Below are 21,412 nucleotides of genomic sequence, written 5' to 3' on the forward strand. Positions count from 1 at the left end.
TTAAATTTTTTCACTCCACAATTTAAACTCTTTAATTTGTGGGGGAATTCCCATATCTCCACAACTATCAAGGAAGCCGTTTTCAGAATGCATATCCTCATTACTGGTAGCAGTATTTATAAAATCAATTAAACCTCTATTTCGTATAATACTATCTCTAGGTTTAAATGTGGAAGACCAAATATAATAAACTTTAAATGTTGTATCTGGGTGATAACCTCCTCCAAGATCAACACTTAAAATATCACATTTATCTATTTTTTCTTTAACTTTTTTTAAACTTTCATGTAAACGAACATCACTATTTAAAAAACTTAAATTTTTATATTCAAATGATAACTTATCCATTTTAGATTTAGCTTCTGGACTATTATCTAATGCAATTAAATTCCCATTAGGGATTCTATTTAACATAAATTGGCTTGATTTTCCCACGTGACATCCTAATTCAATAATAGTATCATCTGGTTGTATAATATCTTTTAGGTTTTCTCGGTATGACTTCATTTTATAAGTAATTTTGATCATTAACAACTTTTCCTTTTTCTAAATATTTTATTCCATCATTATATAACTTAGATATGGTATATTCTTCTGGATCTATTTCAGATATATCGTCAGTTATTGCAAAAGCGGTATTTCCTAACATTGCCATACTTGCACCAAATGTTTTAGTATTTAAATCTTCTATTATCTTTTTTACTTTAGGATTCAGTAATTCTGTTTCTTCAGAAAATTGATAAGAATATTTTAAGAATGTTCTAATGCTTGGAAGTTTTAAGAATTTTTCCTCCATATTGGAACCTATTTTAGTAATTTTTTCTTTTTGTTTACTGTTTGTTATAATGTTTTTTGTTTTTATACTGCCTAAAGATTTTGTTATAATGTATAATTCGTTATCTGTATTTATAACTTCACACTCTCCGTAACCGGGGGCTCCAGGTTTTATTCTGAATACTAAACCTTTTTCCATTTCAGCTAATACATCACCAAGACCAGTTCCAAGACTTACTTCAACAAGATGTGCATATTGTCCTGCTTTAATTGGGGATATTGGAAGTTTGAGTAATTTAGTAAGTGCTAAACTAGTACTCAATGCAGAAGCTCCACTTGTTCCAAATCCACAACCGACAGGAACATTAATGTTTTGATTAATTGTGAAATTATCTTTAAAGTTGAATTCACTTTTCATTAATTCTATTGTTTTACGGATTATTGCTTCTTTTTCTGGATTAGAATCAGCATTAATACTTATATTAGTTTCCTCATTATTTGGATTTTTCTGAATAGAAGTTGTTACTCCTCGATTTAATAATATTCCTGCACCTTTAGATCCGGTTTGTAAAGGTGTTGTTGCTTCTTGTATACTAAAAAATCCTGTTATATGTGAAGGTACAAATACATTAACTTTTTTCATTTTTATCACTAAAGATTTTTTTAAAATATGAACCCTTAAATATTTAATATAATATATAAAAATATAACAAAGATAATATTTAATTATAACTATTAATTTTGAAGGAGATTATTGATTTGGCATATAAAAGAATTGATTTGCATATGCACAGTTTATTTAGTGATGGTGAATTATTACCTAGTGAATTAGCTAGAAGAGCAGATGTTTTAGGGCATGAAACAATAGCGATTACTGATCATGTTGACTATTCTAATGTAGAAAATTTACCTGAGCTAATGGGTGCAATTGATGATGTTAATAGTAAATGGGATATAAATGTGGTTTTAGGTGCGGAAATAACTCATGTTCCTGCTGAATCAATTGGTGAATTGTCTATACGTTGTAGAGAATTAGGTGCAAAAATTGTTGTTGTTCATGGTGAAACTTTGGCAGAACCTGTAATAGAAGGGACAAATCATGCTGCTGTTCAATCAGATATAGATATATTAGCACATCCAGGTTTAATTAATAAAGAAGAAGTTATTCTTGCTAAAGAAAATGATATAGCTTTAGAAATTACAGCTCGTAAAGGACATTGTTTAGCTAATGGTCATGTAGCTAAAATTGCAACTGAAATTGGTGCAGATCTTGTAATCGATACAGATTGTCATGATCCTGATGATTTAATTAGCTTTAAACAGGCTTATCGTATTGCTCTTGGTGCTGGTTTGTCTGATTCTCAAGCTATGAAAGCTTTGATTGATAATCCTCATAAAATTTTAAATAGAAGATTAAGATAAACTATTTTTTTACTTTTTTTATGAATTCTAATACTTTTAAATCTAAACTAAGTGTTGAAGAAACTAAAATTAACTTAGTAACAGATATTTCATTTCATAATTTAAATGATTATATTTTTAATATCCGAAGTACTATTAAAGATTATATGAAGCGTCATCCTATTTTTAGCGGTAGTTTCGAGCCAGTTATTGTAGATGATAGTGCTCCGAATATTATTAAAAGGATGTGTGATGCAAGTTCAGTTGCTGGTGTTGGACCTACTGCTTGTTTGGCTGGAACTATTGCTGAATTTTCTAGAGATTACTTAATAAGTTGTGGTAGTAAATATTCAATTGTTGATAATGGTGGGGATATTAGTTTTGTTACAGATAAAGATTTTATTTGTGGAATTTATGCAGGTAAATCTTCGTTATCAGGTAAATTAGGTTTTAAGTTTTTAGCTGGTGAAAAATTAGGAATTTGCTCTTCGTCTGCCACTGTTGGTTTTTCTACAAGTTTGGGTAAGTCTGATGTTGTAACTGTTATTGCTGATGATACTTTATTTGCTGATGCTTTAGCAACTAGTATTGGTAATCATGTTTTGGGGGTAGATGATGAAACCTCTGTTAATAATGGTTTAGAATTTGCTGATAATTTAAATAACTATTTTAAATCTGCTTTAATCATTGTTAATGATACTGTTGGTACTATTGGGAATTTACCTGAAATTGTTAAGCTTAATCCTTCTTTGGAAATTAATAATTTTGAGGAAATTGACTGATTTCTTTTATTTCTTGAAAATTGATTTTTTAGATGTAAGCTTATTAGTTCTATTCTTATCTTTTTTATTTTATCTTTTTTTATTTAATTTTAATTCTTTTTTTGTTTTATAGTTTTTTAATGTTAATTTTCCTATTTGGATTGTTTTTATGTCTTTATTTAAATTTTTATATTTTTTTATTTACTTTTTTTATTTAAATTTTTTGTTTTATGAACTAATAAAAATTTAATGTTGATTAATTATTTTATCATTTTATTAAATTATGTATAATTTTTATTTTATAAATTGAACTAAATTAGGGGTATTTTTATATAATAATGAAAAACCTTATATATTATATTTTTATAATAAAATATTAATTAAGATTAAATAAATTTAAACATTTTTTAAAAAAATTGGATGTAAAGGTATGAGTAAAGAAAAAATAAATGAAAACCCTTTAGAACTTGCCGAAAAAATAATTCATAATCCCAAATCCTCAAAAGATATTGGATTATTAAGATGTGTTCAATGTGGTATGTGTACTAGTGTTTGTCCAGCAGCTAGACATAGTGAGTATAACCCTAGAAACATGATCGAACGAGTTTTAGAAGGTGATGAAACAGTATTAGAAGATGAAAACTTATGGAATTGTTTTTATTGCTATACCTGCCACAGTATTTGTCCAGTAGGTAATAGTGCATGTGAAGTTAATCAAGTATTAAAACAAATAGCCTTTGATGAAGGGAAAACTAATAAAAAATTAAAACCCTTCTACAATTATGGTGAAGTCTTTATAAATCAGGCTATGGGTGGTATTCCTAAAAATTTCGTAAAAGATTTAGCTAAAGATTTTGGTCCTGAATGGGTGGATTTTAAAAAAAATTTAATTCCAATACGCGAAAAATTAGGTTTAGGAAAATTAAATCCTCCAAAAAAGACAGTAAAAGAAATAAATTTATTACTTATGAATTCAGGATTTGATAAACGCCTAAAAAAAATCAAAAAGGGTGATGATTAAATGAAATCTATTCCTAATGGAAAATTTTTACTTTTTAAATCATGTATGGTAAATGTAGAATATCCAGGTATTGAATCATCAACTAAATACATATTTGATAAGTTAGGCATTGACTATATAATATCTCCTGAACAAACTTGTTGCACTGGATTAGGGCACTATAGTGATGTTTTTGATGAATTAGATACTACTGTAGTTGCAGCACGTAATTTTAATTTAGCAAAGTCTTTAAATCATGGAAATTTAGCTATGATGTGTTCTACATGTTATGCTATTAATAAAAAATCTGCAGATTTATTAAATAATAATAAAGAAGTAAGAAATCATGTAAATGAAATATTTATTAAATCTGGTTTAAATGATAAAACTTACTCTGAAGGCGATATGGATTCTAGGGATAATATTTTTCATGTTGTTGAAATATTTTATAATAATCGAGAAAAAATTAATAAGCTGTTAAAATATCAATTAAAAGGATTAAAAGTTGCAACTCACCATGCGTGTCATTATTGCAAAGTTCAATATGAAGATACAATTGATGGAGTTAGAAATCCAATGTTACTAGATGAACTAGCTAAAACCTGTGGGATTGATACTCTAAAATGGTATGATCATAAAAGATTAACTTGTGGGAATGGGTTTCGCCAAAGATTTGTAAATAGGGATTATTCTTTAGAAGTAACTAAAGAAAAATTATTATCCTTAAAAGATGAGGGTGTGGACATTTTACTACATATGTGTCCAAATTGTCAAATTCAATATGATCGTTATCAACCCGTTATAGAAAAACAAATTGGGGAAAAAATTGGTATTTATCATATGAATATTAGTCAACTTATAGCTTTATCTATGGGTGCTGATCCTTATACTGTTGCAGGTATACAAACTCATAGTGTAAATTTAAATCAGGTTCTTAAAAATTTTGAAGAAATTCCTCGGGAGGTAGAATAATGGTTGTGGAATCATTAAATCATAGTAGTAATTCTGATTTACGGATAGGAGTTTTTATTTGTAAATGTGGGGGTAATATTTCTGATAAAGTTGATATTAATCGTTTAATAGATGAGATTGATGCTAATGTTATTGAAGTTTACACTAATCTTTGTAGTTTAAATGGTAGGAAGATTATACGTGATAATATTATTACTAAACATTTGGATCGTGTAGTTATTGTGGCATGTTCTCCAATTTCTCATGAAAAAACTTTTCAAGATTATATTAAACCATTAAATCCTTATTTAATGGATATGGTCAATTTACGTGAACAATGTAGTTGGGTTCATTCTTCTAAAACTAAACTTACTGATAAAGCTGTTAGTTTGGTTAATGCAAGTATTGAGAAAGTAAAACAATCTCATCCTGTAGATCCTATTCTTTGCCAAACACCAGATAGTGTTGCAGTAATTGGTGCTGGAATTAGTGGAATATCTGCTGCTACAAGTTTAGCTCGTCAAGGTTATGAAGTTTATTTAATTGAAGATAAACCTAGTATAGGGGGGCATATGGCTGGAATTGGTAAAGTATTTTCTCCAGTTAAAATTGCTGAAGAATGTGGTTTATGTCTATTGAATCCTGTAATAAAAAGTGTAGTTGAGAATGATAATGTTAATATTTTAACTAATACTCATGTAAAAAGTATTAATAGACGTGCAGGTACTTTTAATATAGTTCTAGAAAATAATCCTCGTTATGTTGATAATAATAAGTGTATAAGCTGTGGAGAATGTGCTGAAGTTTGTCCTGTTCAAGTACCTGATGAATTTAATGAATGCTTATCTTCACGTAAAGCTATTTATAAACCATATTCTCAAGCATATCCTGACACATATACTATTGATATGGATAATTGTAAAAAGTGTGGAGCCTGTGTTAAAAAGTGTAAAATGGATGCTATTTATTTAGATGGTGAAGTGGAAAATTTACCTATTACTGTAGGATCAGTGGTTATAGCTACAGGTCATGAATTATTTGATCCAAATAAAAGACCAGAATATAGTTATTCTCGTAATGAAGATGTTATCACTCAAAGTGAATTAGGTCGAATAATGGGGGTTAATGGGCCTACTAGGGGTAAACTTCTAAAACCAAGTAATAATGAGATCCCTAAACGTGTTGTAATGATACAATGTGTAGGTTCAAGAGATGATAAACCAGGAGCACATAAATATTGTAGTAAAGTTTGTTGTATGGTTGCTTTAAAAAATGCAAATATTATAAAACATAAATATCCTGATACAGATATAGTGATTTGTTATACAGATATACGAACACCTGGAATGTATGAAAAGTATTATAAACATTCTCAACAATCTGGGATACGTTTAATAAGAGGACGTCCTGGTGAAGTAGTTAAAAGTGGTGATAATTTAATTATACGTGTTGAAGATACTTTACAGAAAAAGGTTAAAGAAGTAGAAGCCGATTTAGTAGTATTGTCCACGGCAATTGAACCGTCTCAAGGAACAAAAGATATGGCTAAATTATTAAATGTTGGTTTAACTGAAGATATGTTCATAAAAGAGTCACATCCTAAAATCAAACCTGTAACAACAGATGTAAAAGGAGTATATGTTTGTGGAACTGCTCAAGATCCAAAAGATATCACTGAAAGTATTATGCAAGCTAATGCTGCAGCAAGCAAAGTATCTGAAATAATGCATGATGGAATTGAAGTTGAACCATTTATTGCTGAAATCGATAATGAAGCTTGTAATCTTTGTGGTGATTGTATAAACATGTGTAAATATAAAGCTATGAGTATTGTAGATGATGAATTATACATTGATCCTATGTGTTGTTCTGGTTGTGGAAAATGTTTAACAGTATGTAAAAGAAAATCCATAAGAGTTAATGGGGATGTTGATGAGAAGATTTTCGCAACAATTTATGGTATGCTTAAGAATAAACCTTCAAATGAAAAATGTATTCTTGTATTTTTAGATAATATTGGTTATACTGCAGCAGATAATATTGGAGTTAATAGAGTTGAATATCCTGAAAGTATTCGCATAATTAAGGTTCATAGTGTAAATAGAGTAATGTCTAAACATATTATTTATGCCTTGAAAAATGGGGCAGATGGAATATTTATTGGGGAATATCCAGGAGATTTAATGTATTCTGAAGTTGAAAGAAAGATGCATACTATTCAAAATGATATAATTGCTAATAATATGGATCCTGAAAGATTACAATTTGCAAGAGTTTATATTCCTTATTTCAGAGGTTTAGCTGATAAATTTAAAGATTTTGATAATAAAATCAGATCTTTAGAATAAAATTTAGATATAATGAAGGTTTTTGGGATGAAAAATAGGACTAAAGAAGAAATTAATGAGAAAATTGTTAATGGTGAAGCAAAAATTTTAACAGCCGATGAGCTAAAAAGTAAAATTAAAAATTCTGATGAGATTTCATTTGATGATGTTGATGTTGTAACAACTGGAACCTGTGGAATTATGAGTGGAACTGCTGCTATTTTACATATTCCTATTGCTGATGGGGGTTCATTTAAAAAAGCTAAAAAAATATTACTTAATGGTGTTGAAGGTCATGTGGGTCCTTGTCCAAATGAATGGTTAGGTTCAGTTGATTTAATAATTTATGGTACTGAACATAGTAAAACTAATCCCGAATATGGTGGCGGATTTTTATTTAAAGATTTAGTTATGGGTAAGGAAATTAATGTTGAAGTTGAATCTGAAAATGGAGAATTTTTTACTAAAAAAGTAACACTTGATGATATGCCAACTGCTGAAATGATTGGAACACGTAATGCATTTAAAAATTATAATTCTTTCACTAATCCTGATAACGAAGATGGTATAACAAGTATTTTTGCCCAACCTGCTATGAAAGGAAATTTAAAAGAATACACATTTAGTGGTTGTGGAGATATTAACCCATTACAAAATGATCCGCAGCAAAATGTTATCAAAAGTGGATGTAAAATATTATTAAATGGGGCAGAAGGATTAATATTAGGTAATGGGACTAGAAGTTCTAAAGATAAACCTAATCTCATGTTAGCAGCTAATATGAAAGATATGGGTGAAAAATATTTAGGAGGATTTAAAACTTCAGAAGGTCCTGAAGTATTTGATTCAGTAGCAATTCCAATACCAATTCTGGATGAAAAAATATTTAACAATACTTTCTTGTTAGACAAAGATATTCCATTATCAATATCTCATATTAAGGGAAGACATTTGCCGTTAGCTCAAATTGATTATAGTAAAGCTTGGGTTGAAGGTAATGATGAAAGACCTATTTTTAATAAAGATGAATGTTTAAATTGTGATGAATGTGATGTAAAAAAATACTGTCCAACTAATGCTTTTAAAAATAAAAAAATAAATTTAGAGTATTGTTTTGGTTGTGGAGTATGTCATAATGTTTGTAAAAATCGAGCATTTAAAATCAATTTAGGAAGTATTAAAACAGAAATTAATTCGAATAATGTTGAAATTCCTATTGTTTGTCGTGAATCTGATAGAAAACGAGCTAAAGATTTAGCTTTAGAATTAAAAGATAAAATCTTGAAAAATGAATTTAAGTTATAAATATTAAAGGTTGTGTGAGAAAATGAAATCATTTGAATTTTTATTACCTGATAGAATTAGTAAACCAAGAGATTCTGGTCTAACTATGGTTTTAGATAAAGGTTTAGGGTTAAAAAATGCAGAAAGTCTTATGGAAATTTCTGGAGAATATGTTGATTTGTTAAAATTTGGTTGGGGAACATCTATTCTTCATGATAAAGATTTAATAAAGGATAAAGTTAAAATGTATCAATCTTTTAACATAAAAACTTTTACAGGGGGGACTTTATTTGAATTAGCTTGTTTAAATAATAAAATTGATGAAGTTTTTGAGGAATCTAAAAGTATTGGTTTTGATGCAATTGAAATTAGTAATGGTTCAATTGATATGGGTGAAGATGATAAATTAAGTTTTATTAAAGAAGCTAAAAATAATGGATTTTTTGTTTTAAGTGAAGTAGGTAAAAAGAATATTACTAAAGATAAAAGCATATCTTTAGATGAACGTATTGATGCAATTAAAGAAGAAATAAATGCTGGTTCAGATTTAGTTATTATGGAAGGTCGTGAAAGCGGTAAAAGTATTGGTATTTATGATGATACTGGAGAAGTTAAGTTAGATGTTGTTAATTCTATTATTGATAAAATTGATGTTAATAATATTCTATGGGAAGCTCCTAATAAGAATCAACAAGTTAATTTGGTTTTAAATATTGGTCAAAATGTAAATCTAGGGAATATTTCAACTACTGATATTACATCTGTTGAATCTATTCGAAGAGGTTTACGTGGTGATACAGTGGGGAAAGTATAATTAAATTTTTTCCATAAATCTATTTTTTATTTCCTCAGGAGATAATGGAATTACTGGAGATTTTGAATTTCCAGGTTCTATTTTATATCTAATTATTACAGGTTCATTGTAATCTTTTTCTAATAATTTTTTGAAATCTATTTCTTCGTATTCATAAGCATTTTTGTATCCAATACTTTTTATGATTTTTAAAAGATCTGTATTTTTCGCATAGGTTTCTTGGTTTCCTGTTGAACCGTAAGCTCCATTGTCTAAAATTATTAAAATATAATTTTTGGGATTTTGGTTTTTTATTGTTACTAGTGTGGCTAAATTCATTAAAATGGATCCATCTCCATCTATACTAATAACTTTCTTATTTGGATTGGATAATGCTATTCCTAATCCTATACTGGAACATAATCCCATAGAACCTAACATGTAAAAGTTTTCTTCTCTATCTTTTATTTGGTATAATTCTTTACATGGAAATCCTATGTTACAAATTATTAATTCATTAGTTATATGATTCATTATTTCCTGAATTGCATTGTATCTAATCATTTTTAATCATCTCCTTTCCAGTAACTAATTTCAAAAAGGATTGCAACTTGTGTTTTTTCTTTTTCTGCTTTAATCCATGATTTTTTTACAGTTTCTTTTGCATTTTTAGGTGTTTTTGGTTTATAATATGGGATGTTTAATGATTCTAAAATTTTTGGTGTTGCTTTTCCCATAGGAACTTGACCTATTATTGGTTCTCCTTTGGTTCCTCTATGGCTTATTATCATTAATAAGGGGATTTTGTATAATTGACATAAGGATGCCAGTGCATTTACACTATTTCCAAGTCCACTATTTTGCATTAAAATACATGGTTTTTTTCCAGCTAAATAAGCTCCTGTAAGTATCCCTATTCCTTCTTCTTCTCTGGGTACAGGTATGTATGTAATTTCTTCATCTTTTTTTATTAAGTTGAATAAGTTTTGTAAATTAACACATGGTACACTTACAATAAAATTGATTCCAGCCTCTTTTATTCCTTCATATATTGCTTGGCTACTACTCAAAATTTATTTCTCCTTTAATTATTTTAATCTAATTTTTTTTCAATAATAGTTTGTGTTTGTAAATATATATTCCTTTGTTCTTTTAAACTAATTTTGTCATTATTTTTTAATTTTTTATATTTAAATAAAAACATATTTATTTACTTTGATATTAATTATTATTAAGTAAGGAGATTAATTTTATGGAAATGTTTAAAGATTTAATTAAATTAAGTCAGCAATCTGAAATTAGTAAAAATAATGTTTTAAATATTTTAAAAGAGTATGCCAAAACTATTGGTATGTATGATCAGATGCTTGCTTGTACTCAAATGAAAGAAGAGAATGTTTATATTCAAAAGGAATATGCAGAAAAGTTTGAAGCTCTTTATATTAAATCTTTTATTTTTAGGGTTAATGATATTGAATCAGATAGGAAGGAGTATGTTGGATTAATTGATAAATCTATGTTTAAAGAAGCTATTAATTTATTTAAATTTCAATATGATGAGGATTCTGTTTCTAGAAGTGAAAATGATAAATTTCCACTTATTTATGCTTTAATTAGTTTTTATACTACTTTTATTCTTGAAGAACCTATTCATCCTGTAGGTTCTCCTTTTCCGGGAAATTTATATGTTATTGAAGAAGATGGGAAATATCTTTGTCCTGTGAAAGATGCTCAAGAAGATTCTCCTAATGCTGTATGTAAGATGTGTATTGCTGAAAATTTAAATCATAAAAAATCTTAATTTAATTTTTTTTATTGTTTTTTAATCCTTTTTTTAAGTGTTTAGGCATGTTTTAAGGTTTTGATGTAAAATTATATATATCAGTTTTAATAGAATAATATATAATTAAGTTTAGGATTACCTAAACTTTGTTTTTATTAAAAAAATAAGGGTGAAATAAGTGTCTCATAGACATTTTAAAAATCATAAAAGACATCAACATGAACATGTAAATGAAGAACATTGTCATGGTCAAAATAAAATTCAATATCCTCCAAATTGTAAAAAATTAAATGAATTAAAAGAGGGACAACATGGCAAAATAATATCATTCCATAATCATGGACATCAAGGGCATGTTGATGAATCTCATAAAGAATTAAAACGTCATTTAATGAGTATGGGATTTGTAAAAGGTGCAGAAATAAAATTAGAAGAGATTGCGCCTTTAGGGGATCCTTTAAAAGTGAAAGTTAAAGGATATGATATAGCCCTCAGAAAAGAAGAAGCTGAAGATATAGTAGTTGACTTATCTGAAGAGAAATAACTTTTTTTAAAATTTTAAATACTAATTTTTTTGAAATAGTTAAAGACAATTTTTTTAAATAAAAGTTTTTTTTTAATAAAAAATATTTCTTTTATAATTATTCACCACTTATCATAGACATAAAATAAACTAAGGAAAAATATTAAAATGAAAACCCTACGAATTGGTCTTGCAGGAAACCCTAATGTTGGTAAAAGCACAGTATTTAATTACTTAACTGGTATGCATCAACATGTAGGTAATTGGCCTGGAAAAACAGTAGAAAAAAGTGAAGGAACAGATATTATAATCCATAATGGAGAAAAACTAGAATTAGAAATTGTTGATCTTCCTGGAAACTATAATTTAAGTGCTAAAACATTAGAAGAAAAAGTATCTATTGACTATATTGTAGATGAATCAAGTGATTTAATTATTAATGTAATAGATGCATCTAATTTTGAGAGAAATATGTATTTAACATTACAGTTAATGGAACTTGAAGCAAACCTTGTAATAGCTTTAAACATGAATAAATTTGCCCGAAAAAAAGAATATGAAATTGATTCAAAAAAATTATCTGAATTACTTGGTGTTCCAGTTGTTGAAATAGAAGCAACAGATGAAGTAGGTATAGAAAATTTATTAGATAAAGTAATTGAAACCTGTAAAAATCCGATAAATTCAAGTGATAAATTAGTTTATGGTTATGAATTAAAAGATCATATCCAAGATATCGTGAATGAAGTTGAAAAAGTTCCAGAATTAGCAGATATTCCGCCAAAGTGGGTTGCTATAAAATTATTAGAAAATGATGAAGCTATTACGGGAAGAGTGCAAAATTCAAAAAATGCAGCAGAAATTCTTAGAGCATCTAAAAAAGTTAAAAAGCATTTGCAAGATGTTTTTAATGAAAACTCTGAAGAAGTTTTAGCTAATGCACGTTATGGTTTTATTGATGGGTTAGTAAAAGAAGCAGTTGATAAACCTGCTATAGAAAAACCTACAACATCTGATAAGATAGATAAAGTAGTTACAAATAAGATACTTGGTATTCCTATATTTCTAGGAATAATGTTTGCAGCATTTGAATTAACTTTCACACTTTCATCCCCATTACAAAATTTAATTCAATATGGATTTAACATTTTAGGTGCAGAAATATATGTTGTATTAGGTCATACATTTTTATCTAGTTTTTTAGTAGATGGAATAATTGGAGGGGTTGGTGGAGTACTTGTATTTTTACCATTACTATTTATATTATTTTTAGTTTTATCTTTATTGGAAGATTCAGGATATTTGTCACGTGCAGCTTTTGTAATGGATCGTGTTATGCATAAACTTGTAGGTTTGCATGGTAAATCATTTATCCCTATGGTTTTAGGTTTTGGATGTTGTGTTCCTGGAGTCATGGCAACACGTACATTGGATAATGATAAAGATCGTTTAACAACAATGCTTATTATTCCTTTTATGAGTTGTAGTGCTAGATTACCTGTTTATGCATTATTAACAGCTGCATTTTTTGCAGCTTATCAAGGTTTAATTATATTTGCATTGTATGTAATAGGAATTATTGTAGCCATTATTGTAGCGTTAATATTTAAGAAAACATTATTTAAAGGTTTATCTACTCCATTTGTAATGGAACTCCCCTCTTATAAGTTACCTTCACTTAAAGGAGTTCTTATACATACTTGGGAACGAATTGTCGTATTCCTTAAAAATGCAGGAACTGTTATTTTTGTATTATCTATTGTTATATGGATTTTCAGTAGTTTACCTGTAGGTGTGAGTTATGGTGCTAAAGCTAGTTTAACTGGACAAATAGGTACATTTATTGCTCCAATTTTTGGACCTTTAGGTTTTGGGCAATGGCAACCATCTATTGCTTTAATATTTGGAGTATTTTCTAAAGAAGTTATTGTTAGTACTTTCACTTCTTTATTTGGAGCATCAGGTACTATTGGTGTAATATCTGCATTACAATCTGTTTTCACTCCATTATCTGCATTTTCATTTTTAATATTTGTACTATTATACACTCCATGTTTAGCAACATTTGCAACAATGAAAAATGAAACTCATAGTTGGAAATGGCCATTATTTAGTATGTGTGTAACATTAGTAGTTGCATATATTATTTCATTTGTAATATATCAAGGCGGACTTTTATTGGGTTTCAGATAAAAAGAGCAGTTTAAATATATTTTTATAAAAAATAAGAGGGGGGGGTGATGATTATATCCTCTCCACTTTTGTTTTGATTTATTCTTCTTTTTTAATTGGTAATAAATCTAATTCTTTAAATACTTTTTTTGCAGTCATCATACCATTTATTGCTGCAGGAAATCCTGCATAAGCACTCATTTGCATTATAATTTCAACAATCTCTTTGGGACTATTACCTACTTTTAAAGCAGCATGGACATGATCATATAATTCTTTTTGTGCATGGCCTAATGCAGTTATCGCAGCTACAGTGCATAATTCTCTAGTTTTTAAATCAACTTCTTTACGGGTGTATATTTCTGAATATGGAAATTCTACTACAAATCTTCCAAGATCTGGGGCAATATCTTCTAAATCTTCAAATAAATTTTCTATATTTTCTTTATTAATTTCTCTTAAAACATTCATTCCTTTTTCATATCTATCTTCCATAATTATCCATCCTTTTTTAAATTATTCACATTTATTAACTATAATAATTATTGTAAAAAAAAGTTTCATTTTTTAAGAGTAGGTAAATTTTAATTAAGTAGTAATTATAAACTTATTTTAAAAGTATATAAAAATTTTAATGTAAATCTTATTTTTAAGGAGATATTATATGAAACCTTATGTTATATTAAGTGCTGCAATGACTCTTGATGGTAAAATTGCTACAAAAACAGGTAGTTCTGAAATTTCTGGAGAAAAAGATTTAGAAAGGGTGCATAAGTTACGTAGTGATATGGATGCTATAATGGTGGGGATTGGAACAGTTCTAGTTGATGATCCACGTTTAACTGTCCATAAAGTACCTGCTAAAAAGGAAGATAATCCTATACGAGTTATTGTTGATAGTAAAGCTAGAACTCCTTTAAATTCTCGTATATTAAATGCTGATGCTAAAACTATTATAGCTGTTGGAAATAATGCTGATCCTTTTAAAATTAATAATCTTTCGGATAAAGTAGATGTTTTAGTTACAAATGGAGAAAAAGGTGAAGTTAATTTAATGGAATTAATGGATTATCTTAAAAACATAGGGGTTAATAGTTTAATGCTTGAAGGAGGAGCTACCTTAAATTTCAGCATGTTTAATGAAGGTTTAATTGATGAAATTAGAGTTTGTGTTGCTCCAATGATTGCTGGAGGTAAATTTGCTAAAACTTTAGTTGATGGTGAAGGTTTTGATAAAATGAATGATGCTGTTAAATTAAGTTTTAAGGAATCTTATATCTTAGATGGGGATCTTGTTTTAATTTATTTGGTAAAAAACTTTTTTTAATTTTACTTTATTTTAAAAACTTTTTTTGCATTATTTGTTGTTACTTTATCAACATTTTCTATGTCTATATTTTGAAGTTCTGCAATTTTTTTAACAGCTAATTTTACATTGGATGGTTCATTTCTCTCTTCTTTTGTCATTGCTAAATAAGGACTATCTGTTTCAGTAAGCATGTGATCTATAGGTATTTGGCTAGCTAAATCTTGGTGTTGTTTACTATAACAAACCATAGTGGAGAAACTCATAAAATAGTTTTCATGTTCCATAATCCTTCTTGCTGTTTTTAAACTTCCACTGTAACAGTGAAAGATTACATATGGAATATCTTCATAATCTAATATTATGTTTAATGCTTTTTTATCAGCATCTCTTACATGCATCAGTAAAGGGATTTGTTCTTGGTTTGCGATTTCAATGAAACTTAAAAATATTTCTTTTTGTTTTTGTCTTAATGCTTTATCTTTTACAAAAAAATAATCCATTCCTACTTCGCCTATTGCAGATATGTTTTTTTTGTTTTCTATTATATGTTTTTGTACTGATTTTCTTTCTTCTATTGTTGCATTTTGTGAAGTTACAGGGTGGAAGCCTAAGCTTGGGTATATGAAACCTTTTTCTTCTTTGGCATATTTCAATGCACCTATATTTGCTTCATAGTTTGTTCCACTTAATACTACTGCATCTAATGTGTTTTTTGCTCTTTTTATTACTTGGTCTCTGTCTTTATCATATTCTGGGAAGTCTATATGGCAATGTGTATCTATCATATATTTTCATGCTCCAAATCTTCTATCTCTTTCTTGGTAATCTCGTAATGCTCTTAAAAAATCTGTTTTACGTAATTCTGGCCATAAACTATCACAGAAATATAATTCACTATAACTTGATTGCCATAATAAAAATCCACTTAATCGTTCTTCTCCACTTGTTCGTATTATAAGGTTAGGATCACTTAATCCTTCAGTATATAAGTTTTTACTTACTAAATCTTCGGTTATATTTTCTTTATTTATTTTTCCATTTTCAACTTCATCTACAATTTTTTTGATTGCATCTACTATTTCTTGTCTTCCATCATAACCTATTGCTAAGTTAAGTTGGCTGTCATGGTAATTTTTTGTTGCTTCTTCTGCTTCATTAATAGCTTCTCTAACATTTGATGGTAGTAATTCTAGTCTTCCAACTGCTTTTACTCTAACTTTATTTTTGTGGATTTTTTTATGAGTAACTAATTTTTTGAAATTTATCTCAAATAGGTTCATTAATCCATCCACTTCTTCTTTTGGTCGGTTAAAGTTTTCTGTTGAAAATGCATAAACTGTTACAACTTTTATTCCAAGATCTATGCTCCAATCTAAGACTTTTTCTAATGTGTTTACTCCTCTTTCGTGCCCTTTTGTAACATCCATATTGTCTTGAAGTTTAGAGTATCTACGGTTTCCATCCATGATTATAGCTATGTGGTAAGGCATATTTTCTGGTGTTAAATGTTTGGTTAAATACCATTCATAAATGTCGTAGATAAATTGAAATACCATATTTTTGTTTTCCTTTTAATTTATTTAATCTAATTATTTATTTGTTTTTATTATATATCTTGTTTTTTTATTTTATATCTTGTGATTTTTTTGATAGGTAGTATGCTAATTTAATACTTCTTATATAAGTTTCAGTGCTTTGATCTCTACTTGTGTCTATATATATTTCGGGTATTCCTAATGTTATTGCACCCATACTTGGCCATTTGTTCATTAATACAAGTGTTCTAAATATTATATTACCTATTATTCCATCTGGGCATATTATTATATTATTTTTTTCTTGTATTGCTTTTTCTATTAGTATGTAATAATTGGTGATTTGATATTGAGGATATTCTTTTTGGATTTCTTTTGTTAATTTTTCTGATTCTTTTAAACTTTGATCTATAATTTGGCTTCTGTTTTCATCGTCTTTTCGTCCTTTTGCAAGTATTGCTATTTTTGGTGTTTTTTCCAAGTTTTCTAGGAATTCTATATTTTGTTTTATTAGTTCTTTTTTGTTTTTTAATGTTGTTCCTTCATCTATTCCTACAGGAGTTAATAAAAATTTATTTTTTTCTCCATTTATTATTGTGGAGCGGTTTATTTTTGTATTAGTATGTGTTTTTTTTATATTTTGTATTATATTTTTTGCGGGTAGTGATCCTCTTATTACAGCATTTATATTTGGGTTTTTTATTGCTTTTAAGAGTTCTTGGTTGGTTTTCACTGTTTTTATATTTATGTTTGGGTTTTTTTCAAATTCTTTTGTTGCTTTTAAGGTGTTTTTGTTTAGTCCTTCACCTATTATTATGTTTATCATGTTATTCTTTTTGTTTATCTTTTATTTTATATTTATTTTTTTTAAGGTTTCTTTGTTGGGTTATATTTATATAGTATGTAATCTATATTTTACAATTGGAATATATATTTTACATAACTATTAATAGTTTGATAATTATAAAAGTTAATAATTATAATTTTTAATAAAAATTTAATGGAGGATGATTCAAAAATGGGAACTCAAAAGAAGATAGCAATCCTATTACTCATAATAATATTATTTGGATTAATATTCTTTGTCTTTAATGGAATTTTCTTAGGAGACAGTAGTGGATCCAATATTTTAGTATGTGCTGTTGATGAATCTGAAAACAGGCCTGGAATGGGTGCTGTTGATATGGCATATTTAATAAGTACAACTGGAGGAAATAATACTCCAATTTATCCATCTGGAATGGTTCATCCTACTGCATCTGAACCTGCCGAGGCGCAAGCAGAAGGGGCGGGAAGTCAATTATTATTACATGATTCATTATGGAATAATGATACAAAACAAGGAGCCCAATATGCAAAAGAAATAGTTGAATATAATACAAATCAATCAGTTGGTCCGGTAATTTTAATAAATACAAAAGCTTTAGATGCAATTATACAAGCGGCTTCACCATTAGAATATAATGGTCAAGTAGTAAATGCTTCAGGTATAGATCTTATACGTGAAGATCAAGTCCAAGGTGCAAGTAGGGGAGATGCTGTTTTATCTTTTGCTGATGCACTAATTAATGCAACACATAATCCGATGAAATTAATTAAAATGGCAGGAGCTGCATCCTCTCAATATTTCCAAGGTAACCTTAGAATATACTTTTAATTTTAAGGTTATTTCTTACTTTTTTTTAAATTTAGAATTAATCATTAAATATAATTTTAAAAAACTTAAATTTATATTAAATGAAGTTTAAAATTATAATTTGATTATTTAATCAAATTAACTTAAGTGATTTTTTTATGAAGAGAAGAAATAAACTATTAATAGCGATTTTAATTTCTATAATCGCTTTAATTTTAGTAGTTATTGCTGGACAAATGTTTTTTGACCATGGTGGGGATTTAACTCAAGGTGAAAAGAAAATATTAGTTTGTGCAGTGGATCAAACTGAGGAGCGTCCTGGAATGGGTGCTGTTGATATGGCTTATATTATTACATTGGAAAATGGTTCAGTTTCACATTATACTCCAATTTATCCTCATGGTATGAGACATCCTACTAAAAACGAGCCTACTGAAGCTCTTAATACGGGTGCTAGAGATAATGGTGGAAAAATGTTGCTCCATGATGCATTGTGGTATAATGACACAGATGAAGGTGTTCAAAATGTTAAAGAAATTGTTGAATATAATAAAAGTGTTAAATTAGATGCTGTTGTATTGGTTAATGTGGAAGCTGCTGATGCAATTGTTAAATCTGCGGGTCCGTTAGAGATTAATGGAACTCCTACAGTTGTTAATGTACTTGATTTTGTTCGGGAAGATCAACATCAAAATAACAATACTAGGGGTCAAGCTATTATAACGGTTGTTGAAGGTTTATCTAATGCTGTTCAAGATCCTGCTACTCGTAATACTATGATGCAAATGGCTATTACTCAGTATAATAAAGGAAATATTGTGGTATGGCCTAAAGGTTCATTTATACAATTGCTTTATACGAAAGGTTTTAATTCAATTGTTAATAACTAATGAATTTATTAATTGTTAAGGGAAAACTCTATGGGGTTTTCCTTTTTTTTATAGATTAAGTAATACTTTTTATTATTTATTTAATATCAAGATAATAATTTTATATAATAATTTATAAAAAAAGTAATAACATAAACCCTTCATTTAGTACTAAGATAAAAAAAGGGAGGATACAAAAAATTGCAATACAGAGAATTAGGAAAAACAGGAGAAAAAGTATCACAAATAGGCTTTGGACTAATGAGATTACCAGTATTAAATGGTGACAACACAAAAATTGATACTAAAAAAGCCTCTGAAATGTTATCTTATGGAATTGATAATGGAATAAACATATTAGATACAGGATTTGATTATCATGGCAACTGCTTAGATGAAAATGGTGGAGCATCCGAACCATTCTTATCCGAATTTTTAGATATGGGTTATCGAGAAAAAGTATTAATAAGTAGTAAACTACCATTATACCCAATCAATAAAAAAGAAGACTTAGATTATTACTTCAACAAACAATTAGAAAGATTAAACACAGATTGTATTGATATTTACATGCTCCATGGAATTAAAACAAACCTATGGGGTAAACTAATGTTTACTGGGTATCTTAATGAATTTTTAGACAACCTCTTATCTGAAGGAAAAGTAAAACATATTGGATTTTCACATCACGGAGATTATCAACTGTTCCAGAAAGTAATGAATTATTATGATAAATGGGAAGTAGTACTCACACAAATGAACTACTTAGACACACAATATAAAAGTGGAAAAAAAACAATAGATTACGTTGGAGACAATGGAATAGGAAATATGATAATGGAACCTCTAAGAGGAGGAACATTAGTAAATAATATACCTCCAAAAGTTCAAGAATTAATGAATACTAGTGACAATATTAAATCACCAATAGAATGGGGATTAGGATATCTTTGGAACATGCCACATATCAATTGTGTATTAAGTGAAATGAGTACATTAGAACAAGTAAAAACTAATATTGAAATAGCAAACAAAGCTAAACCAGGATATTTCACAGAAGAAGATAATAAAATCCTTAAAAAAATAATCAATGAATTTCGTCACTCTAGTGAAATCTTATGTACTTACTGTAATTATTGTATGCCTTGTTCCCATGGAGTAAACATACCTAAATGTTTTCATGAATACAATGAATCAAAAGTATTTGATAAACCAGATAAAATTTCTAATCAATACTTTGATGTAATAACTGAAAAAAGTAGAGCAGATCAATGTAAAAATTGTGCACAATGTTTAGAAGAATGTCCACAAGATATTGATATAATGACTGAATTACATAAAGTAGAAGATTACTTCAAAAATACTAAGCATTAATTCATAAACAAATTTTTAATAGTGATTATTGAAGTTAGTATAGTGTGATTAATTTTTAATATAAAATAGGATTAACTATTTTTGTATTGATAATTTTAATAGTAGAAATTATAAAATATAAAATAACTACTAATTGAAGTGATAAATTTGCCACGAAATGTATTGATTAAGCATGCTCCAGATCGTTTATCTGGGTTAATTGATGGAATTTATGCTATTGCTATGACAATACTTGTTTTGAGTATTGCAGTACCTTCAGCTAATGTAATTACTACCAATTACCAAATGACTACTTATATAATTGAATCCTTAGGACCTTCAATATTAATGTATTTTATAAGTTTCTTTTTAATAGCTAACTTCTGGTCTAATAGTAATTTACTTTTAATCATTGAAGAAATTGATAATACAGTTTACTATATCAATTTAGTTGCTTTAGCATTTATTTGTTTAATTCCATTTGCTACAGAATTTTTAGCAAAATTTTGGACATTTTTTGAAGCAGATATTATTTTTGCATCATTAATTTTTATAGTATCCTTATTATACCTTTATATGTTTATACATTCATTTAAAAAAGATATTATCATGAAAAATTTTAGAGTTCAAATGAAGCCATATATGCGTACTCTAATGTTTATAATTTTGTATCCCGTTATTGCATCTGGATTAGCAATTATTTTAAGTTTTTATTCACCTGTATTAAGTATATCATCCTATCTCTTAGTATTAATCCTAAGATTAATTTGGAAAATCTTTAAACATATGGATATTAATCCTGCTGATGAAAATCATATTAAAGCTCTTGAAAAAGAAGTTGAAGAAGGCAATAATTAAAAATCTAAATATTTTTTCTATTTTTTAAAATTTTTTGTAATTTTTAAATATAATATTGTACTATAATATTAATTATGATAGGT

At 27.8% G+C, this 21,412-nt stretch carries 23 protein-coding genes; 15 read left to right on the forward strand and 8 right to left on the reverse strand.

The genetic code is table 11. The annotated features are described in order from the left end of the window. Nucleotides 1–528: an SAM-dependent methyltransferase gene (locus ACA135_RS02865; protein ID WP_409199075.1), complete on the reverse strand. Its 528-nt coding sequence runs from the start codon at nt 526–528 to the stop codon at nt 1–3. Beyond that, nucleotides 509–1,417, reverse strand: a complete 909-nt coding sequence (locus ACA135_RS02870; RefSeq protein ID WP_409198800.1) for a pantoate kinase — start codon at nt 1,415–1,417, stop codon at nt 509–511. Before ACA135_RS02870 ends, ACA135_RS02865 begins: the two co-directional genes overlap by 20 nt. Nucleotides 1,418–1,533: 116 nt before the next feature. Here ACA135_RS02870 and ACA135_RS02875 point away from each other — a divergent pair, with 116 nt between their 5' ends. The 7 genes from ACA135_RS02875 (at nt 1,534) to comA (ending at nt 9,312) form a co-directional block, all read left to right on the forward strand. Further along, complete coding sequence (locus ACA135_RS02875; RefSeq protein ID WP_409198801.1) at nt 1,534–2,196, forward strand: histidinol phosphate phosphatase domain-containing protein; 663 nt, start codon at nt 1,534–1,536, stop codon at nt 2,194–2,196. Nucleotides 2,197–2,216: 20 nt separating this feature from the next. Beyond that, nucleotides 2,217–2,957: a UPF0280 family protein gene (locus tag ACA135_RS02880; protein WP_409198802.1), complete on the forward strand. Its 741-nt coding sequence runs from the start codon at nt 2,217–2,219 to the stop codon at nt 2,955–2,957. A 409-nt stretch (nt 2,958–3,366) separates the two neighbouring features. Continuing rightward, nucleotides 3,367–3,957 (forward strand): ferredoxin:CoB-CoM heterodisulfide reductase subunit HdrC, encoded by a 591-nt coding sequence (gene hdrC / locus ACA135_RS02885; RefSeq protein ID WP_409198803.1) that lies wholly within the window; start codon nt 3,367–3,369, stop codon nt 3,955–3,957. Then, the gene (gene hdrB / locus ACA135_RS02890; protein WP_409198804.1) at nt 3,958–4,908 is read left to right on the forward strand and encodes a ferredoxin:CoB-CoM heterodisulfide reductase subunit HdrB; all 951 of its coding nucleotides are present in this window, start codon (nt 3,958–3,960) and stop codon (nt 4,906–4,908) included. Beyond that, nucleotides 4,908–7,235: a ferredoxin:CoB-CoM heterodisulfide reductase subunit HdrA gene (hdrA, locus tag ACA135_RS02895; protein WP_409198805.1), complete on the forward strand. Its 2,328-nt coding sequence runs from the start codon at nt 4,908–4,910 to the stop codon at nt 7,233–7,235. The genes hdrB and hdrA overlap by 1 nt, the downstream gene beginning before the upstream one ends. Before the next feature lie 27 nt (nt 7,236–7,262). Then, nucleotides 7,263–8,519: a methanogenesis marker 16 metalloprotein gene (locus ACA135_RS02900; protein WP_409198806.1), complete on the forward strand. Its 1,257-nt coding sequence runs from the start codon at nt 7,263–7,265 to the stop codon at nt 8,517–8,519. Nucleotides 8,520–8,541: 22 nt separating this feature from the next. Next, complete coding sequence (comA, locus tag ACA135_RS02905; RefSeq protein ID WP_409198807.1) at nt 8,542–9,312, forward strand: phosphosulfolactate synthase; 771 nt, start codon at nt 8,542–8,544, stop codon at nt 9,310–9,312. Here the strand turns inward: comA and comE are convergent, their stop codons facing one another. Both comE and comD read right to left on the reverse strand, forming a co-directional pair. Next, nucleotides 9,313–9,855 carry a sulfopyruvate decarboxylase subunit beta gene (gene comE / locus ACA135_RS02910; protein ID WP_409198808.1) on the reverse strand — a complete coding sequence of 181 codons (543 nt, stop codon included), beginning with the start codon at nt 9,853–9,855 and terminating at the stop codon, nt 9,313–9,315. Between the two features lie 2 nt (nt 9,856–9,857). Next, nucleotides 9,858–10,361, reverse strand: coding sequence for a sulfopyruvate decarboxylase subunit alpha (comD, locus tag ACA135_RS02915; protein WP_409198809.1), 504 nt, complete (start codon nt 10,359–10,361; stop codon nt 9,858–9,860). A 182-nt stretch (nt 10,362–10,543) separates the two neighbouring features. Between comD and ACA135_RS02920 the strand changes: the two genes are divergently transcribed. The 3 genes from ACA135_RS02920 to feoB all read left to right on the forward strand — a co-directional run bounded on the left by ACA135_RS02920 (nt 10,544) and on the right by feoB (nt 13,790). After that, on the forward strand, nt 10,544–11,092 hold the full coding sequence (locus tag ACA135_RS02920; RefSeq protein ID WP_409198810.1) for a DUF2115 family protein: 549 nt from the start codon (nt 10,544–10,546) through the stop codon (nt 11,090–11,092). A 160-nt stretch (nt 11,093–11,252) separates the two neighbouring features. Beyond that, nucleotides 11,253–11,618 carry a ferrous iron transport protein A gene (locus tag ACA135_RS02925; RefSeq protein ID WP_409198811.1) on the forward strand — a complete coding sequence of 122 codons (366 nt, stop codon included), beginning with the start codon at nt 11,253–11,255 and terminating at the stop codon, nt 11,616–11,618. Nucleotides 11,619–11,765: 147 nt separating this feature from the next. Then, nucleotides 11,766–13,790, forward strand: a complete 2,025-nt coding sequence (gene feoB, locus ACA135_RS02930) for a ferrous iron transport protein B (protein ID WP_409198812.1) — start codon at nt 11,766–11,768, stop codon at nt 13,788–13,790. 78 nt (nt 13,791–13,868) lie between these two features. Here the strand turns inward: feoB and ACA135_RS02935 are convergent, their stop codons facing one another. Next, nucleotides 13,869–14,264: a carboxymuconolactone decarboxylase family protein gene (locus ACA135_RS02935; RefSeq protein ID WP_409198813.1), complete on the reverse strand. Its 396-nt coding sequence runs from the start codon at nt 14,262–14,264 to the stop codon at nt 13,869–13,871. 169 nt (nt 14,265–14,433) lie between these two features. On the opposite strand from ACA135_RS02935, the gene ACA135_RS02940 reads away from it, so the two are divergent. Then, nucleotides 14,434–15,096: a 2,5-diamino-6-(ribosylamino)-4(3H)-pyrimidinone 5'-phosphate reductase gene (locus ACA135_RS02940; RefSeq protein ID WP_409198814.1), complete on the forward strand. Its 663-nt coding sequence runs from the start codon at nt 14,434–14,436 to the stop codon at nt 15,094–15,096. A 2-nt stretch (nt 15,097–15,098) separates the two neighbouring features. On the opposite strand, the gene ACA135_RS02945 is transcribed toward ACA135_RS02940, so the two are convergent. The 3 genes from ACA135_RS02945 to mtxX form a co-directional block, all read right to left on the reverse strand. Continuing rightward, nucleotides 15,099–15,863 (reverse strand): TatD family hydrolase, encoded by a 765-nt coding sequence (locus ACA135_RS02945; protein ID WP_409198815.1) that lies wholly within the window; start codon nt 15,861–15,863, stop codon nt 15,099–15,101. A 6-nt stretch (nt 15,864–15,869) separates the two neighbouring features. Then, a complete protein-coding gene (uppS, locus tag ACA135_RS02950) occupies nt 15,870–16,634 on the reverse strand; it encodes a polyprenyl diphosphate synthase (RefSeq protein WP_409198816.1) in 765 nt (254 codons plus the stop codon). A 67-nt stretch (nt 16,635–16,701) separates the two neighbouring features. Then, on the reverse strand, nt 16,702–17,439 hold the full coding sequence (gene mtxX / locus ACA135_RS02955; RefSeq protein ID WP_409198817.1) for a methanogenesis marker protein Mmp4/MtxX: 738 nt from the start codon (nt 17,437–17,439) through the stop codon (nt 16,702–16,704). A 192-nt stretch (nt 17,440–17,631) separates the two neighbouring features. Between mtxX and ACA135_RS02960 the strand changes: the two genes are divergently transcribed. The 4 genes from ACA135_RS02960 to ACA135_RS02975 all read left to right on the forward strand — a co-directional run bounded on the left by ACA135_RS02960 (nt 17,632) and on the right by ACA135_RS02975 (nt 21,329). Continuing rightward, nucleotides 17,632–18,270 carry a DUF4012 domain-containing protein gene (locus ACA135_RS02960; protein WP_409198818.1) on the forward strand — a complete coding sequence of 213 codons (639 nt, stop codon included), beginning with the start codon at nt 17,632–17,634 and terminating at the stop codon, nt 18,268–18,270. A gap of 137 nt (nt 18,271–18,407) precedes the next feature. Next, entirely contained in the window at nt 18,408–19,139 is a 732-nt protein-coding gene (locus ACA135_RS02965) for a DUF4012 domain-containing protein (protein WP_409198819.1), read from the forward strand. A gap of 180 nt (nt 19,140–19,319) precedes the next feature. After that, complete coding sequence (locus tag ACA135_RS02970) at nt 19,320–20,492, forward strand: aldo/keto reductase (RefSeq protein ID WP_409198820.1); 1,173 nt, start codon at nt 19,320–19,322, stop codon at nt 20,490–20,492. 147 nt (nt 20,493–20,639) lie between these two features. Then, nucleotides 20,640–21,329, forward strand: coding sequence for a TMEM175 family protein (locus ACA135_RS02975; protein ID WP_409198821.1), 690 nt, complete (start codon nt 20,640–20,642; stop codon nt 21,327–21,329). Nucleotides 21,330–21,412 lie beyond the last annotated feature (83 nt).

Origin of the sequence: Methanobrevibacter acididurans, from assembly GCF_046197875.1 — an archaeon.
GTDB lineage: Archaea > Methanobacteriota > Methanobacteria > Methanobacteriales > Methanobacteriaceae > Methanobrevibacter_A > Methanobrevibacter_A acididurans.

Coding starts and splice junctions, on each gene's coding strand:
- ACA135_RS02920 (WP_409198810.1), top strand. CDS start 10,544: ATGGAAATGTTTAAAGATTTAATTAAATTAAGTCAGCAATCTGAAATT.
- ACA135_RS02940 (WP_409198814.1), top strand. CDS start 14,434: ATGAAACCTTATGTTATATTAAGTGCTGCAATGACTCTTGATGGTAAA.
- ACA135_RS02900 (WP_409198806.1), top strand. CDS start 7,263: ATGAAAAATAGGACTAAAGAAGAAATTAATGAGAAAATTGTTAATGGT.
- ACA135_RS02870 (WP_409198800.1), bottom strand. CDS start 1,417: ATGAAAAAAGTTAATGTATTTGTACCTTCACATATAACAGGATTTTTT.
- hdrA (WP_409198805.1), top strand. CDS start 4,908: ATGGTTGTGGAATCATTAAATCATAGTAGTAATTCTGATTTACGGATA.
- ACA135_RS02865 (WP_409199075.1), bottom strand. CDS start 528: ATGATCAAAATTACTTATAAAATGAAGTCATACCGAGAAAACCTAAAA.
- ACA135_RS02965 (WP_409198819.1), top strand. CDS start 18,408: ATGAAGAGAAGAAATAAACTATTAATAGCGATTTTAATTTCTATAATC.
- comA (WP_409198807.1), top strand. CDS start 8,542: ATGAAATCATTTGAATTTTTATTACCTGATAGAATTAGTAAACCAAGA.
- ACA135_RS02945 (WP_409198815.1), bottom strand. CDS start 15,863: ATGATAGATACACATTGCCATATAGACTTCCCAGAATATGATAAAGAC.
- ACA135_RS02960 (WP_409198818.1), top strand. CDS start 17,632: ATGGGAACTCAAAAGAAGATAGCAATCCTATTACTCATAATAATATTA.
- hdrB (WP_409198804.1), top strand. CDS start 3,958: ATGAAATCTATTCCTAATGGAAAATTTTTACTTTTTAAATCATGTATG.
- ACA135_RS02880 (WP_409198802.1), top strand. CDS start 2,217: ATGAATTCTAATACTTTTAAATCTAAACTAAGTGTTGAAGAAACTAAA.
- mtxX (WP_409198817.1), bottom strand. CDS start 17,439: ATGATAAACATAATAATAGGTGAAGGACTAAACAAAAACACCTTAAAA.
- uppS (WP_409198816.1), bottom strand. CDS start 16,634: ATGGTATTTCAATTTATCTACGACATTTATGAATGGTATTTAACCAAA.
- comE (WP_409198808.1), bottom strand. CDS start 9,855: ATGATTAGATACAATGCAATTCAGGAAATAATGAATCATATAACTAAT.
- ACA135_RS02935 (WP_409198813.1), bottom strand. CDS start 14,264: ATGGAAGATAGATATGAAAAAGGAATGAATGTTTTAAGAGAAATTAAT.
- hdrC (WP_409198803.1), top strand. CDS start 3,367: ATGAGTAAAGAAAAAATAAATGAAAACCCTTTAGAACTTGCCGAAAAA.
- feoB (WP_409198812.1), top strand. CDS start 11,766: ATGAAAACCCTACGAATTGGTCTTGCAGGAAACCCTAATGTTGGTAAA.